The organism is Fundicoccus sp. Sow4_H7, assembly GCF_052115865.1.
Classification (GTDB): Bacteria; Bacillota; Bacilli; order Lactobacillales; family Aerococcaceae; genus Fundicoccus_A.
The window spans coordinates 18,802-34,294 of the sequence record NZ_JBQKME010000004.1 but is presented as its reverse complement, the minus strand read 5'-3'; the positions used below and the strand labels follow the sequence as shown (position 1 = coordinate 34,294).

Annotated in this window: 12 protein-coding genes and 1 other annotated feature; of the genes, 1 reads left to right on the top strand and 11 read right to left on the bottom strand. The window is 39.1% G+C overall.

Translation table 11 applies throughout. The features are described 5' to 3' along the window. Nucleotides 1-69 precede the first annotated feature (69 nt). The 9 genes from ACTQ54_RS05355 to hisS all read right to left on the bottom strand — a co-directional run bounded on the left by ACTQ54_RS05355 (nucleotide 70) and on the right by hisS (nucleotide 10,409). Nucleotides 70-945, bottom strand: a complete 876-nt coding sequence (locus ACTQ54_RS05355) for a hypothetical protein (RefSeq protein ID WP_441755109.1) — start codon at nucleotides 943-945, stop codon at nucleotides 70-72. Between the two features lie 17 nt (nucleotides 946-962). Further along, entirely contained in the window at nucleotides 963-1,112 is a 150-nt protein-coding gene (locus tag ACTQ54_RS05350) for a hypothetical protein (RefSeq protein WP_441755108.1), read from the bottom strand. Between the two features lie 813 nt (nucleotides 1,113-1,925). Further along, nucleotides 1,926-2,885 carry an NAD-dependent epimerase/dehydratase family protein gene (locus ACTQ54_RS05345; protein ID WP_441755107.1) on the bottom strand — a complete coding sequence of 320 codons (960 nt, stop codon included), beginning with the start codon at nucleotides 2,883-2,885 and terminating at the stop codon, nucleotides 1,926-1,928. Nucleotides 2,886-2,903: 18 nt separating this feature from the next. Next, a complete protein-coding gene (locus ACTQ54_RS05340) occupies nucleotides 2,904-4,094 on the bottom strand; it encodes a glycine C-acetyltransferase (protein WP_441755106.1) in 1,191 nt (396 codons plus the stop codon). Nucleotides 4,095-4,358: 264 nt separating this feature from the next. After that, the gene (locus tag ACTQ54_RS05335) at nucleotides 4,359-4,961 is read right to left on the bottom strand and encodes a 3'-5' exonuclease (protein WP_441755105.1); all 603 of its coding nucleotides are present in this window, start codon (nucleotides 4,959-4,961) and stop codon (nucleotides 4,359-4,361) included. Next, nucleotides 4,942-6,108, bottom strand: coding sequence for an N-acetylglucosamine-6-phosphate deacetylase (nagA, locus tag ACTQ54_RS05330; protein ID WP_441755104.1), 1,167 nt, complete (start codon nucleotides 6,106-6,108; stop codon nucleotides 4,942-4,944). Before nagA ends, ACTQ54_RS05335 begins: the two co-directional genes overlap by 20 nt. Before the next feature lie 281 nt (nucleotides 6,109-6,389). Beyond that, nucleotides 6,390-7,289 (bottom strand): deoxyribonuclease IV, encoded by a 900-nt coding sequence (locus ACTQ54_RS05325; RefSeq protein ID WP_441755255.1) that lies wholly within the window; start codon nucleotides 7,287-7,289, stop codon nucleotides 6,390-6,392. A gap of 16 nt (nucleotides 7,290-7,305) precedes the next feature. Then, on the bottom strand, nucleotides 7,306-9,087 hold the full coding sequence (gene aspS / locus ACTQ54_RS05320) for an aspartate--tRNA ligase (RefSeq protein ID WP_441755103.1): 1,782 nt from the start codon (nucleotides 9,085-9,087) through the stop codon (nucleotides 7,306-7,308). Further along, nucleotides 9,084-10,409: a histidine--tRNA ligase gene (gene hisS, locus ACTQ54_RS05315; RefSeq protein ID WP_441755102.1), complete on the bottom strand. Its 1,326-nt coding sequence runs from the start codon at nucleotides 10,407-10,409 to the stop codon at nucleotides 9,084-9,086. The genes aspS and hisS overlap by 4 nt, the downstream gene beginning before the upstream one ends. Nucleotides 10,410-10,447: 38 nt before the next feature. Beyond that, nucleotides 10,448-10,646 (bottom strand) — a binding site (T-box leader). Between the two features lie 213 nt (nucleotides 10,647-10,859). Here hisS and ACTQ54_RS05310 point away from each other — a divergent pair. Next, the gene (locus ACTQ54_RS05310) at nucleotides 10,860-12,221 is read left to right on the top strand and encodes an N-acetylmuramoyl-L-alanine amidase (RefSeq protein ID WP_441755101.1); all 1,362 of its coding nucleotides are present in this window, start codon (nucleotides 10,860-10,862) and stop codon (nucleotides 12,219-12,221) included. A 506-nt stretch (nucleotides 12,222-12,727) separates the two neighbouring features. On the opposite strand, the gene dtd is transcribed toward ACTQ54_RS05310, so the two are convergent. After that, nucleotides 12,728-13,174, bottom strand: coding sequence for a D-aminoacyl-tRNA deacylase (gene dtd, locus ACTQ54_RS05305; protein ID WP_441755100.1), 447 nt, complete (start codon nucleotides 13,172-13,174; stop codon nucleotides 12,728-12,730). A gap of 45 nt (nucleotides 13,175-13,219) precedes the next feature. Further along, on the bottom strand, nucleotides 13,220-15,418 hold the full coding sequence (locus ACTQ54_RS05300; RefSeq protein WP_441755099.1) for a RelA/SpoT family protein: 2,199 nt from the start codon (nucleotides 15,416-15,418) through the stop codon (nucleotides 13,220-13,222). Nucleotides 15,419-15,493: the final 75 nt, after the last annotated feature.

The following is a 15,493-nucleotide window of genomic DNA, read 5'->3' as shown; positions in this document are numbered from 1 at the left end:
GCCATTTTTCCTGTATTGGCCAGAAAATGCTTAAATTGTCTTTCATGTTCTCCACAAAAAAGTGATCGTTTACTGTATGTCTCTTTCTGACATTTGGGCATTTTGCAAACTTTTGGTTTCGTTTTTTCCATAATCTAACGCTCCAATTCTATTATTTTTTACATCATCAATTAGCACTAAAATATTATCAGTCAGACCAGTTGATATTTCGGTAAATTTGCCATCAACTCCATGTTGGGCATTGTCAATTTTCCAAGCAATTGTTCTGTTTTCTTCACCAATTTCCTTTAGTAGCGTCTGATTAATAAATGCTTGATAGTTTGATAATGTAGCGATTAATGATTGTTGCTCGCCTAAAGTAGTATATGCAATGATATTTAATTGTACAGAAGCATTCAGGTAACCGATTGAACTGTGAAGTAAGTTATCAATTCGTTTGGCCTCTTTTGGTTTTGTTTTTGTATCAATAAATGCCTTTGCATCAACATATATTGCCAGCATCAGTTTGGCGATAGTTTCATTATTGGATTGGATTGCTGCGGTCAACAAACTTTTTTTAAGGTCTTCATTAGTAGATGCTAATGCTTCAACGACCATTTGTCGAGCACTAAAGAATCCTGCATATCGATCATTGTATTGCCCTTGCTCGACTCTTTCTACAAGTTGATTGAGACTTTCAATTTGTTTTGAAATATCTGCTAGTTGATTTTGAATGGCTGAAAGTTCCGGTAAATTACCTATCTTATCTACTACTTTCTCGTCTAGTGTAACCATACTCAAATTTTTACCAGTAACTGTATCTTTAATGACCGCATAGGTTTCGTCTGTTTCTTTTCGAATCCCTAGCGACCATTCCCCGGAATTAAGTTTTTCTTTGGTTTCATCTGTTAATCTTGCAACATATTCAGTTTTGTCATCTTTTAATAATTCCTTGATTAAGTTCATTTGAGAAATATTGGAAATTATTTTATATTATCTGTTAATATGTTTCCTGCAGCTTTTTGCAGTGGTACTAATGCATGAGACGCAAAATCATAATTGTATAAATCTGGACTCGTAACATCTATGGAGAACTCATTATTTATAGGAAAGATTATTTCAAAACTACTCATGTCACACCTCCGAGGCTAATTATATTAATATTATCACAATCCAATTTGTCGGGCAATACGGCTTTTATGGCTGGTTGATTTCGGTTATAAGTAGTATGGATTACTGACGTTTGTTCTGCTATGTAGCCAAGACTGGTTCAGCCTTTTTCCAAATTGTTTGTATCATTAGCAGCAAAATAAGTGGACCAATATTCAACATGTTGCAGTTGAATATTGGTCTATTTTTAATTTGCAAACTGTTAATGTTGTGGTTACGAGGCTAATAATTTAAACTCGTCGGAAAAACGAGGCACACTTTAGGTACTCGTTAATAAAATGAGGGACACTTTGGGTACTCGTTAAAAATACGAGGCACACTTTGGGTACTCGTTAATAAAACGAGGGACACTTTAGGTACTCGTTAAAAAAACGAGGCACACTTTGGGTACTCGTTCAAAAAACGAGGCACACTTTGGGTACTCGTTCAAAAAACGAGGCACACTTTGAGTACTCGTTAATAAAACGAGGGACACTTTAGGTACTCGTTCAAAAAACGGGGCACACTTTGAGTACTCGTTAATAAAACGAGGCACACTTTGGGTACTCGTTCAAAAAACGAGGGACACTTTGGGTACTCGTTTGGATTTCGAGTTAAACTTTCTTAACTCGTCGAGAAAACGAGACTAATAATTTATACTCGTTGTTCTGCCAGAATAGTTTTTTGAATACATACACTTTTTTGCATTAAAATACAGCTGTTTGATTGATATAACACCAGCAATTCAAGCAGCTGTATTAACACAAATCCAACATGGTGTTAGCAGTGATATTTATTTAGGGTTTTATGAGCAGTTTGTTGCTGAGTTGGGTTAACATTTCTTTTGTCATGGCGGTTAAATCGTATTTGGGGCTAAAACCCCAGTCGTCTTTTGCGGCTTGGCAGTCAATTTGGTCTGGCCAGGAATTAGCAATATTTTGGCGGATGGGATCAATTTGGTAGGATATTTCAAAATCCGGTATTTCCTTTTGGATCGCCTCGGCCAATACGCGCGGGCTAATGCTCATGGAAGACACATTATAGGCGTTTCGGTGGTGTAAATTTTCAGCTTGGGCTTCATTTAGCTGAATAATGGCGTCAATCGCATCATCCATATACATCATGTCCATAAACGTATCTTCACTTAAAAAGCACTCATAGCTCCCTTTTCTAAGAGCATCATAATAAATATCAACGGCATAATCGGTTGTTCCCCCACCGGGTAAGGAAACGTGGCTAATGAGACCTGGAAACCGCATGCTACGGGTATCAACGCCAAAGGTATTAAAGTAGTAATCACAAAGCAATTCGCCAGAGACTTTTGTAATGCCATACATGGAACTGGGTCTTTGAATGGTTACTTGTGGGGTATTTATTTTAGGGGTGGTTGGACCAAACGCACCGATGGATGACGGTGTGAAAAATTGTAGTTTGAGTTCACGCGCAATTTCGAGGGCGTGAACGAGTCCGGTCATATTAATTTCCCATGCACGTTTAGGAAATGCTTCAGCTACGGCTGAAAGTAAGGCTGCAAGGTGAATAATCGTGTCAACTTCATGGCGTTTGGCAACATATAAAAAGCGGTGGTAGTCCATCACATCAACGATTTCAAAATTTTCGTCTTGGCTGATAGGATGATTTTCAAGCGGTCGAATATCTGATGCAATGACGTTATCATCACCATATTTTTTCCGAAGGGCATGGACGAGTTCTGAACCGATTTGGCCAAGGGCGCCTGTCACTAGTATTTTCTTCATAAACGATCTCCTCGTATCTTAAGATAAAATCCCTAATTCTTTACCAATTTTATGATAGCTTGCGATGGTTTGGTCGAGTTGATCTTTTTGATGTGCCGCGGTTGGCATGTTGCGAATTCGACCAGTTCCGAGTGGGACTGTTGGAAATACAATGGCTTTGGCGTAGACGCCCTCTTCCATCAGACGTTTTGAGAATTTTTGGGCGATTTGTTCGTCGCCAATAATCACTGGCGTGATAGGAGTTTCAGTTGGGGACAATTCAAAACCTAATTCTTTTAACCCCTCCTGTAAATATCGCGCATTCTCCCATAGTTGGGCTTGAAGTTCACTGGAGTCACTCAGTTTTTCAATGGCTGCCAGTGCTGCAGCCGTATCTGCTGGTGTACTGGCTGTTGAAAACAAGAAGGGTCTAGCCGCAACTTTTAACCAATCGATTAATAAAGATGTACCGGCAACGTAACCACCGACAACCCCCACTGCTTTAGATAAAGTTCCCATTTGAATATCGACTTTATCTTGAAGGCCAAAGTGTTTAACTGTTCCAGCCCCTTGTCCCATCACACCTGAGCCGTGCGCATCATCGACATAAGTAATTAAATCAAATTCTTTTGCTATTTTTACGATTTCAGGTAATAAGGCTACATCGCCATCCATTGAAAAGACACCATCAGTAATGACCATCATTTTATTATATTGATTGCTTTCTTTAGCAGCTTTAACTTTTTGATAAAAGTCATCCATGTCGGAATGGTTATAACGGATAATTTTTGCACCAGATAAGCGACAACCATCGATGATGGAGGCATGATTAAGGGCATCTGAAAATATCACATCATTTTTGTTAACAACGGCACTGATCACTCCCATATTACAATTAAAGCCTGACTGAAATGCAAGTGCAGCTTGGGTTCCCTTAAATTGTGCTAAGGTTTCTTCTAATTGTTGGTGTAATGTCAGTGTCCCATTAATGGAACGAACTGCTCCTGACCCTACTCCAAAATTTTGTATTGCTTCTGTTGCTGCTGCTTTTAGTTTTTCGTCTGTAGCTAAACCTAAATAATTATTGGATGCTAAATTGATCAATTTTTGACCATTGATTTCAATAATAAATCCATTTTCGCTTGATAAAATATCCACTTCATTATACAAGCCTTGATCTTTCTTGTTTTGAATTGACTCTTGTAAAAATGCTGTTAATTTAGAAACCATTATTTCACCTCTATATATTATATTTCAAATATATTATATCTGATGTATCCGCTTACTTCAATTAAGCTGGTGGATTTTTGGGGCTTGATGAGGAATTTATTGGCATATAACTGAAATTATATGCCAAGGAGTCCGCCTTCTAAAGTTATACGCCCGTGAGAGTTTGTTGCGCCAACTATTCATAACCTAAGTTTCATCCAATTCACCAACATCATAAAAAAAGTTTGTTCGTCTCCATAACGAACAAACTTTTTGCAGTGATATTTATTTAGATTTGGATTTTTTGAACCCTTGGCCGCCTAATACACCAAATTTTGGGTATTGGACTTTGGTTAAAAAGCTGTATAGATCACTTTCTTGTAGGTCTGCCATTAGGTTAATAAGTATGGCTCCTGAGGCTATGGCATCGGATAAGGCGTGGTGGTGATTTAGTTCAATTTGGTAGTAATCTGCCATGGTGCTTAGTTTGTGATTGGGAACGGATTTAACTAAGGCGCGGGATAAGATGGCTGAACACATGTACTGAATTTTGTCATAAGGCAACTGATAGCGGATGTAGTCAGCCTTCAAGGCCCCCATATCAAAAGACGCATTGTGGGCAATCACTGGTAAATCATCAATAAAATGCAGCATGTCGTTTTTAATCCTATCAAACGTCGGCTGCGATTGAACATCGCTTGGGCGAATGCCATGGATGGAGATATTTATTTGACGAAAGGTTTCTTCAGGGTTAATGAGTTGATAATATTGATCGATGAGTTGGTCGTTGGAAAATTTTGCGATACCTATGGAACAAATGCTGTGGGCATTCGCATTGGCGGTTTCAACATCTAGAGCAACGAAGTCGTTATTTCGCTTGTTTTTCATCTTTTTGATACTTCATCTCGCCGTCAATATAAGTCACAACGAGTTCTGCATTAGGTGTCACAACAATAAAGTCGGCGGCATAGCCGGCTTCGATTTTCCCACAAATATCATCGATTCCCACTGATTTGGCTGGATTTAAAGAAGCCATTCTTAAGGCGTCTGGAAGCGATACGATTCCCCAGTTCACCATATTTTTCACGCCGTCAATCATTTTCAAGATGGAGCCGGCTAGGTTGCCATCTGAAACGAGGCGTGCCATTCCGTCTTGGACCATGACTTCAAATTCGCCTAAAGTCGAACGGCCATCTGGCATTCCACCAGCACGCATGCAGTCGGTAACTAAGGCTGTTTCGTCGGTACCTCTTGATTTAACGATGAGTTCAATGGCAGCTGGATGAACATGGAATCCGTCGGCAATCACTTCTGCATAGACGTCTTTTAGATTTAAGGCTGCTCCGACCATACCTGGTTCGCGGTGGTGTATTCCACGCATCCCATTAAAAGTGTGGACAAAAATATTGGCCCCATCTTGGACGGCCAGAGCAGCTTGGTGGTAAGTGGCATCACTGTGCCCTAAGGCCACATAAATACCATTTTCTTTAGCCACTTTGATAAATTCTTTGACACCTTGGCGTTCTGGGGCGATAGCGATTTTCTTAACAAGTCCGTTCGCAAGTTCTTGCCATTTTAGTAATTGTTCAATGGAAGGGTCACTCATATAATCTTTGTTTTGGGCGCCTTTATATTTTTCAGTAAAATATGGTCCTTCTAAGAAAATACCTTGGATTTTTGCGCCTGTTATTTTATCCGCATTTTCACCAATCACCTGGCAAGCTGCATCCAATTGTTCCACACTGGCTGTTAAGGTTGTCGGCAACCATGAAGTAACTCCATTTTCAACAATACCATTGGCAATTGTTTGGATAGCTTCCGCGTCTGCATCCATCACATCTGCGTTTTTATAGCCATGAATGTGCGTATCCACTAAGCCGGCAGAAATATAGGCATCGCCATAATCAATGACTTGGCTGTTTTCTGGAATATGGTCTGTTGTCTGTTTAAATTTCCCATCTTCAATGACTAAATAATGATCTTCTAAAACTTCATTTTCTAACACGATATATTTTGCTTTGATGATTTGTTCCATTTAATGACTCCTCCTTAAAACTCTTTCATGTCTATTTTACTATTATCTTTAGTTATTAACAATTAAAGATAGGTGTTTCTCGCTAACTATTACCTCCAATTGTTTGTCATACCCGACCTATCGCTAACTATTACCTCCAATTGCTTGTCATACCTGACCTATCGCTATCAATATAAACTTATAGTTAGCGACACCTATTTTATTTAAGCAAAACATACAAAAACCAGCTTTTAAAGCAATTTCCACTGACTTTAAAAGCTAGTTTATTTATCTAATAAATATCACTTTTTACCTTCAACAATATCTTCCATTAAATTCGGATTGTAGACTTGCTTTTTAAACATGTCAATTTCGTGCTTGTAAGGCGCTACTTTATCTTTATCATTAATTTTTACCCAAGGGGTTTCTAAAATCTTTGGAATCCTTGTGAGTTGTGGGTGATGGATAATTTTATTTAAGACGTCAAAACCAATACTTCCTTCACCAATGTTGGCATGGCGATCTTTATTTGAATGGAAGGGGTTTTTAGAGTCATTAATGTGTAAGACTTTCAAGCGGTCTAGGCCAATGATTTTATCAAATTGGTTTAATACCTCATCAAAATCCGTCACAATATCATAACCCGCATCATATGTATGGCAAGTATCAAATGTAATCGATAGTTTCTCATTATGGGTCACGCCACTAATCATTTCAGCCAATTCTTCAAAGGTTCGTCCTAACTCAGTTCCCTTGCCGGCCATTGTCTCCAAGGCGATTTGAACATTTTGGTCTTTGTTAATGACGCTATTTAATCCTTTGATAATTTGTTGAATCCCCACTTCTACTCCTGCTCCAACATGGGAACCTGGATGTAAGGTAACTTGGGTTGCGCCGAGTGCTTCCACGCGACTAATTTCATCTCTTAAAAATTCGACAGCGAAATCAAAATAGCCTTCTTTAGTGGTATTGGCTAAGTTAATAATATAAGGGGCATGGACTGTAAAAAATTCTATCCCATTTTCTGCCATAAGAGCTTTCGCTTCTTCAATTCTAAAGGTATCAATGGCTTTTCGTCGTGTATTTTGAGGGGCTCCCGTGTAAATCATGAAAATATTAGCTCCATAGGAAGCAGCTTCTTTTACTGATCCTAATAGCATATCTTTTCCACTAAGCGAAACGTGTGATCCTAAAAACAAAATGATCGCATCCTTTCTACTAAGCTTTTTTGTCTTCTTTTACAGATAAATGTAGTTCGCGTAATTGACTGTTATCAACAAAACCAGGTGCTTTCATTAATAAGTCAACACCACGGCCTGTTTTTGGAAAGGCAATGACTTCGCGAATGTTTGGTTCTTTAGCCAGTAACATGACTAATCGGTCGAGACCTAATGCAATACCGCCATGTGGTGGGAATCCATAGTCAAAGGCACTGAGTAAGAAACCAAATTGTTCTTCCGCTTGAGCGGGCGTAAAGCCAAGTAATTCAAACATTTGCTCTTGCATGGCGCGTGTATAAATTCTTAAACTACCGCCACCAATTTCATAACCATTTAAGACAATATCATAAGCCTGTGCTAATGCTTCTGCTGGATGGTTTTTCAATGCTTCGACATCCATATTTCGTGGCGCTGTAAATGGATGGTGCATGGCTACATAACGGCCTGCTTCTTCATCATACTCAACTAATGGCCAGTCTGTCACCCATAAAAATGCCAGTGCATCTGGATCAAATAGTTGATGTTTTTTACCTAAATGTAATCGAAGTTCACCTAAAGAAGTTTCGACGATTTCTTGCGAATCTGCAACAAAGAAAATAATGTCGCCAACTTCACCGTTTAACGGTTCTACGATTGCCTTATAGTCGTTCTCTTCCTTAAAGAATTTAGCAATCGGGCCATTAAAACCTTCATCGGTAATTTTTAACCAAGCAAGACCTTTAGCACCATATGGTTTAATGATGTTAATTAATTCATCGGCTGTTTTACGGGTATAAGAATCGGCTAAGCCTTTAAGGTTAATTGCTTTAACCATTCCACCTTTTTCAACGGCAGATTTAAAGACACCAAATTCCGATTGACTCGCAAATGAAGACAAGTCAACTAATTTCATTTCAAAACGTATATCAGGTTTATCACTACCATATTCAGCCATCGCTTTTTCGTAAGTCATCGTTGGGAAAGCATCGGTCAATTCAATAGCCAAGGTATCTTTGACCACTTTCTTCAACATTTCCTCAGTTAAAGCTTGGATTTCAGCCTGTGTTAAAAAGCTGGTTTCAATATCCACTTGGGTAAATTCCGGTTGGCGGTCACCCCGTAAATCTTCGTCACGGAAACATCTAACAATTTGATAATAACGGTCTAAACCTGCCCCCATTAATAATTGTTTAAATATCTGTGGTGATTGCGGTAGCGCATAAAACGAACCTGGTTCACGGCGTGTTGGCACCAAATAATCGCGTGCTCCTTCAGGTGTTGAACGCGTTAAATAAGGTGTTTCGACATCAATAAAATCTAAGTCATTTAAGTATTGACGAATGGATTGACTCACTTGATGACGCAAACGTAAATTATTGAACATATTCGGACGACGTAAATCCAAAAAGCGGTGACGTAAACGAACTTCTTCATCCACTTCAACATCTTCTTCAATATAAATTGGTGGTGTTTTGGACGTAGCTAAAACCGTTAAACGGTCTGCCATCAGCTCAAATTCACCTGTCGGAATTTTCGGGTTAATTTGTTCCGGCGCACGGTGTTGCAGTGTCCCAGACACTTCAACCACATACTCATTTCTTAAACGATCGGCTTGATGCATCTCTTCCACCGTCAAATTCTCTGCATTAAAAACAACCTGACAAAAACCTTCACGGTCTCTTAAATCAATAAATATCACACCACCTAAGTCACGGCGTTTTTGTACCCAACCTTTTAAGACAATTTTTTCGTTAACTAAGGCGTTATTTACTTTACCAGCATATACTGTTCTTTGTGTCATTCAAATTCACCTCTAAAGTATTTGTCAATGGCCGACGTGTCGACTGTCATTTGAAGATAATATGTTTCAAAATCATTTAATAATTCATCGATTGGAACGGTAGCACGCTTACCATCTTCTTGATTTTTTATTTGCGCGACACCTTCTTCAACCTCTTTATCACCAATCGTAATAATCAGCTTGCTATTTAATTTACCTGCTGTTTTAAATTGCGATTTCATACTGCGGAATAAATAATCTCTGTCAGCAATAAAACCTGCTGCCCTTGCTGCTTGTACCACTTGCAGCGATAATTGATTACTAGCTTCACCTAGGCCCATAACGAACACATCAACCGGTTCAGCTTCTGGAATCTCTACTTTTTGGTCTTCTAGTAAAATCAATAAGCGCTCAACCCCAATCCCAAAGCCGAAACCTGGCGTAGCTGGTCCACCCAATTGTTCAATCAGGCCATCATAGCGACCGCCACCACAAATCGTCGATTGTGCTCCAATCGTATCATCATCGACCATTATTTCGAAAATAGTATCTTGATAATAGTCTAAACCACGTACGACATAGGGGTTTACTTCAAAGGGGATATTTAAAGCTTCTAGTAAGGACTTAACCGCTTCAAAGTGTTCTTGACTTTCTTGGCTTAAATAATCCAAAATAACAGGCGCATCTTTCACCAAGTCTTGATCTTTTGGATCTTTGCTGTCAATGATGCGAAGCGGATTAGTCTTGAGCCGTTTCTTAGAATCTTCACTCAACTGGTCTGATAAAGGTTCAAAGTAAGCAACTAAAGCATCCAAATAAGCTTTACGGTCTTGGGTTTTACCTAATGAATTGATTTGCAAACTGATTTTTTCAATCCCTAATTCAATAAAATAATCCCACGCCAACGCTATTCCTTCAACATCCGTTGCTGGATTCATACTGCCTAATACCTCAATCCCAATTTGGTTAAACTGACGTTGTCTCCCTGCTTGTGGACGCTCATATCTAAACATTGGCCCCATGTAATATACTTTTAAAGGTTGCGCATGTTCTGGTCCAAATAATTTGTTTTCAATGTATGCCCGCGCAATGCCCGCTGTCCCTTCCGGTCTTAAGGCTAAATGCCGGTCGCCTTTGTCGTAAAAATCGTACATTTCTTTAGAGACAACATCGGTGTCCTCCCCCACTGATCGTTTGAATAAATCAAAGGATTCAAAGAAAGGCGTTCTTATTTCTTTAAATAAATAACTCTCAAATACATCCCGTGCTGTATCTTCAATAAAATGCCAAGCTTCTATATTTTGAGGCAGAATATCTTCTGTCCCTTTCATTTTCTGTATCATATAATTCCTCCAATAATAAAAAAAGCCTATGACAAATGTCATAGGACGTAATTGATAACGTGGTACCACCTAAAATTCGTAGTTAAATAAATAACTACCTTTATGTCGGAACGTGACTAGCGGAATAACTTTACATTATTCTTCTCCGTAGTGTCTTCATTGATTGTTGCTAACTTTCAGCCTATTGGTTAGCTCTCTTTTGGTTAATCAACTACTTGGCTACTTCATCGATAAAACTATTAAATTAGATTTAGCTTACAAATTAAATCAACAAATGTCAAGTAGATTCTAAATCTTTTCTCATTATCAAAAGAAATATTATTGTTCGATAGCACGAAAAAGCTCTATCATTTACTTTCAGTTATGTTATAATTTTTTTGTTGATGCCTAACAGTTTGTTAGCAGAGATATTTACTTAAAAGAGTAAAATGAGATGAGTTGATAAATTTCATGAATATTGTAAAGAAAATCTTTTCCAAGAAGTATTTCCCCCCTTTCTTAACCATTCTAGTGTTATTAATCGGGTCTTTAGCGATTGCGAATTTGTTAAGTGATACCACTTTAACGATTGAACGCGATGGCATTATTTTAAGAGAGAATCCAGCAACGAACGCAACGGCGGTTATTGAATTAACCGAAGGTGATACCGTCTCGATTATTTCGACCGAAAATGGTTGGAACCATGCCCGTTATCGTTCATATGATGGTTGGTTTCCACAATGGCAAATAGAAAATGACGAGCTCGTGTCTGATCAAAATATCTATGCCCAAATTCTAGTCAATACTCCTGTCTATGAAAGTCCGGATGAAGATTCAGCGATTATTACCCAGCTTGAATCTGGTCAGTATGTCCCGATTAATTATGAAAGTAACGGCTGGATAACTGCCGCGCTTTCAGATGGTGTGGGATTCTTTAGGACGCGTTTAGTTGGACTCGTTAGTGAAGATGCGGTCCCTCTTGCTGAAGTGGAGGAGGAGTTGCTTGATGAAGAGAGTTTAGAAGCAGAACGTCAAGCTTTAGAAAATATTGCGGTCATTCGAGCGGACTACCAAGCTTTGTACGATGCACCATCTGCCTACGCTGATATTATTTATGAGATTGACCGTCAGCAGAAATTTACTGTGGTCGATATTGTTGAAGACGAGCTGGGCAATGAATTTGCGTTTGTAGAAGATCAAAATGGTATTCGCGGCTATGTTGAAGACCGCTTAGTCGCTTATTTAGCTGACACGGTTGGTCATATTGGTTCAACGAATCCTGGTTCGATTGAAAATGCTGTGATCATGATTGATCCTGGTCATGGTGGCGAAGACCCTGGTGCGATTAGCCAGGATGAGTTGACTTACGAAAAAAATGCCACTTTAGCAACGGCACAAGTCATTCGTGAGCATCTTGAAGCTGCTGGAGCTGAAGTAATTTTGACCCGTAACACCGATGAATACCTGTCTTTAGATCAAATTGCTGAAGCAAGTAATGCTTCAAATGCAGATGCCTTTATTAGTTTGCATTATGATGACTCTTATTATTCTGATTCGACAGGTACGACCACTTACTATTATCATGAAGCGGACTTTAACTTAGCCAAGTCTATTAATAATGAATTAGCGAAATTGGATATGGTCAATAATGATACGATGTTTGGTAACTATCATGTCATCCGCGAAAATATGCGCCCAGCTTTGTTGCTAGAGCTTGGGTATATGAGTAATCCTCATGACCTGATTTCCATTCGTTCTGAAAGTTATTATCATGAAGTGGCAGAAGCCATTGTAGAAGGCTTAACGAACTACTTTAATGCGGTGGCTGAGTAGAGTTGAAAGTTTGTTGGGTGTTTGGTGTTGGGAGATGGAACCGTCTGATTGTTGGGATCAGACGGTTTTTGTGGTTATAAGTGTCAGATCGATGGGCGAATAGACGGTTTGGGAGCTTCTTTTCGTCTGATCGGTAGGTGATTAGACGGTTTCAGGTGCTCGTTTCGTCTGATCGCTAGGTGATTAAACGGTTTAAGGTGCTCGTTTCGTCTGATCGCTAGGAGATTAGACGATTTCAGGTGCTCGTTTCGTCTGATCGCTAGGTGAATAGACGGTTTAAGGTCTCCGATTCGTCTGACTGCTGGACGAACAGACGGTTTGGCGGCTTCTGTTCGTCTGATCATAGTAAATAGACAATTCCAACACCTCCAACTGTCTATTTCCATCCCCCCTTTCTTGACTCCGACAACACCATTTCACCTCAGTTGTATTCTTCCCAACACAATTCCACACATCAAAAAGGCTTTGGAGATTGACAGGACCAATCTTCAAAGCATTTGGCATCATTATTTATTTTTTGAATCGAGCATGATGGTTACGGGACCATCGTTGGTGATATTGACTTGCATCATCGCTCCAAACTCACCTGTTTCAACGACAAAGCCTAATTCTCGCAGTTGCTGATTTAAAGCCATGTATAGTTCGTTGGCGTAGTCTGGTTTAGCCGCTTCAATGAAACTGGGACGATTGCCTTTTTTGGTATTAGCTTGCAAGGTAAATTGGCTGATGGATAAAATTTGTCCGCCAACAGCCTTTAAATCCAGATTCATCTTTCCTTCTTCATCTTCAAACAAACGCATTTGGCTAATTTTACGTGCGCAGTAATCCACATCTTCCATGGTGTCTGAGTGTGTGACACCGACTAAAATGACAAAACCATTGTTAATGACACCAATAATTTCTCCATCAACACTTACTGAACTTGCTAAACTTTTTTGAATCAATACACGCATAAAAAACTCACTTTCATTTTAAAATGCTTAAGGCAGAGATATTTATTAGGATGTGACACGCTCAACGTTATAGACATCGGGAATGTTGCGTAATTTCAACATGAGATCATTCAGTTGCGAGGTGTTGGCTAGGGCCACTTTGATGGTGACAGTGGCGTTGCTGTCTTTGTCGACTTTTCCGTTGACATTACGTAAATTTTTAACGGTATGGTTGACAACATGCAAGACGTCGTTGATGAGACCTGAGCGGTCAAAACCAATAATTCTGATTTCAGATTCGTAGTCGTCAACGAGTTCTGCGGTGTTTTCCCATTCAACATCGATGGTACGATTCAACAACTCGGGTTCATTAATAAAGTTAGGACAATCTTTGCGGTGAATGGACACCCCGCGTCCACGTGTAATATAACCGACAATATCATCGCCCGGAACGGGATTACAGCAGCGACTCAGACGAATCATCAGGTTATCCATCCCGTTAACGACTACGCCACTTTCGTGAATTGTGCGCAAAGGTTTAGTATGAGCGGTACTTTCCTTGGTGTTTGCTTGTTTAGGAAGTTCCGTGACCTTATTTTGGCGCAGATTTAAATAGTTAATAATCGTTTGTGGTGATATTTCATTGAGTGCGATGGCTGCATATAAATCATCCAAATTGTTGAAATTAAAACGATCTAAGAGTTCTTTTTCACGATTTTTCCGTGTCAAATCTTTCGTGCTGTAACCCAATTCCTTGAGTTCTTTTTCCATCATTTGAATGCCAATATCTTTGTTGCGGTCGCGGTCTAACAGTTTGAAATAACGTTTTATCCGATTACGCGCTTTAGATGTATGCGTTAATTTCAACCAGTCACGGCTAGGACCATTTGAATTAGGGTTCGTCAGTATTTCAACAATGTCTCCATTATTCAAGGTATAGTTTAAGGGAACAATATTCCCGTTAATCTTAGCCCCGATAATTTTGTTACCAATTTCCGTATGGACATGGTAAGCAAAGTCAATCGGTCCACTACCTTTAGGTAATTCAAACACATCGCCTTTAGGTGAAAAGATGTAAACTTGGTCTTTGAAAATATCTTCCTTAACAAAGTCCATAAACTCACTCGCATCACGAGCTTCATCTTGTAATTCAACTAAATCTCTAAACCAATCCAATTGTTTTTGGATATTATCCGAAGGTTCATTTTTTTCTGTTTTACCTTCTTTATAGGCCCAGTGAGCCGCTACCCCGTATTCAGCTACTTCATGCATATCATGTGTCCGAATTTGAATTTCAACAGGCTTTCCATAAGGACCAATAACAGTCGTATGAATCGACTGATACATATTCGCCTTTGGCATCGCAATGTAATCTTTAAAACGGCCAGGCATCGGCTTCCATTTGGTATGGATTGCTCCTAAAACCGCATAACAATCCTTGATAGTATCCACTAAGACACGAATTGCCAACAAGTCATAAATATGATTAAAATCCTTATTTTGATCCGTCATTTTACGGTAAATTGAATAAATATGCTTCGGTCGACCATAAACATCAGCCGTAATTTCTAACTCTTGAACAGCCTCATTAATATCCACGATGGCTTCTTGAATATATTTTTCACGTTCATCCCGCTTACTAGCCATCAGTTTTACAATCCGATAGTACTCGGTAGGATTAATATACCGCAAAGCAATATCTTCTAATTCCCACTTGATTAAGTTCATACCAATACGGTCAGCTAAGGGAGCATAAATTTCAATCGCTTCTTGAGACTTTTCAATTTGTTTTTCAGGTTTTTGAAACTTCAATGTTTGCATATTATGCAAGCGGTCAGCTAGTTTCACCATCACAATTCGAATATCTTTCGCCATCGCCAATAACATCTTACGGTGGTTTTCCGCTAAAGCCTCTTCTTTACTCTGGAAGCGCACTTTCCCTAATTTCGTTACCCCATCGACTAAAAAAGCGACCGTTTCAGAAAAGTTTTGCTTGATATCTTCAAGTGTATAATCCGTATCTTCAACAACATCATGTAAAAAACCCGTCGCAACCGTTGCAGGGTCTAATTGAATTTTAGCTAAAATACCTGCGACTTGGATTGGGTGAACTATATAAGGCTCACCAGATAGTCGCCTTTGATCTTCATGGGCTTTTGTTGCAAAATTCAATGCTTTTTCGACAAATGCCACATTCGAATCATTCATATACGTTCTACAAATGTCCAACACTTCTGATGCGGATAATTCTTGTCCTCTTGCCATAGTTTCACCTTCTTTATGTTTAATATTCCTATTATACGCTAAAAACACTCATAATACAAAGTTTCTGTCTAATCC

Bases quoted from the DNA above. Each gene is read 5' to 3' on its own strand.
- ACTQ54_RS05355 (WP_441755109.1), bottom strand. From the start codon at position 945: ATGAACTTAATCAAGGAATTATTAAAAGATGACAAAACTGAATATGTT.
- ACTQ54_RS05350 (WP_441755108.1), bottom strand. From the start codon at position 1,112: ATGAGTAGTTTTGAAATAATCTTTCCTATAAATAATGAGTTCTCCATA.
- ACTQ54_RS05345 (WP_441755107.1), bottom strand. From the start codon at position 2,885: ATGAAGAAAATACTAGTGACAGGCGCCCTTGGCCAAATCGGTTCAGAA.
- ACTQ54_RS05340 (WP_441755106.1), bottom strand. From the start codon at position 4,094: ATGGTTTCTAAATTAACAGCATTTTTACAAGAGTCAATTCAAAACAAG.
- ACTQ54_RS05335 (WP_441755105.1), bottom strand. From the start codon at position 4,961: ATGAAAAACAAGCGAAATAACGACTTCGTTGCTCTAGATGTTGAAACC.
- nagA (WP_441755104.1), bottom strand. From the start codon at position 6,108: ATGGAACAAATCATCAAAGCAAAATATATCGTGTTAGAAAATGAAGTT.
- aspS (WP_441755103.1), bottom strand. From the start codon at position 9,087: ATGACACAAAGAACAGTATATGCTGGTAAAGTAAATAACGCCTTAGTT.
- hisS (WP_441755102.1), bottom strand. From the start codon at position 10,409: ATGATACAGAAAATGAAAGGGACAGAAGATATTCTGCCTCAAAATATA.
- ACTQ54_RS05310 (WP_441755101.1), top strand. From the start codon at position 10,860: ATGAATATTGTAAAGAAAATCTTTTCCAAGAAGTATTTCCCCCCTTTC.
- dtd (WP_441755100.1), bottom strand. From the start codon at position 13,174: ATGCGTGTATTGATTCAAAAAAGTTTAGCAAGTTCAGTAAGTGTTGAT.
- ACTQ54_RS05300 (WP_441755099.1), bottom strand. From the start codon at position 15,418: ATGGCAAGAGGACAAGAATTATCCGCATCAGAAGTGTTGGACATTTGT.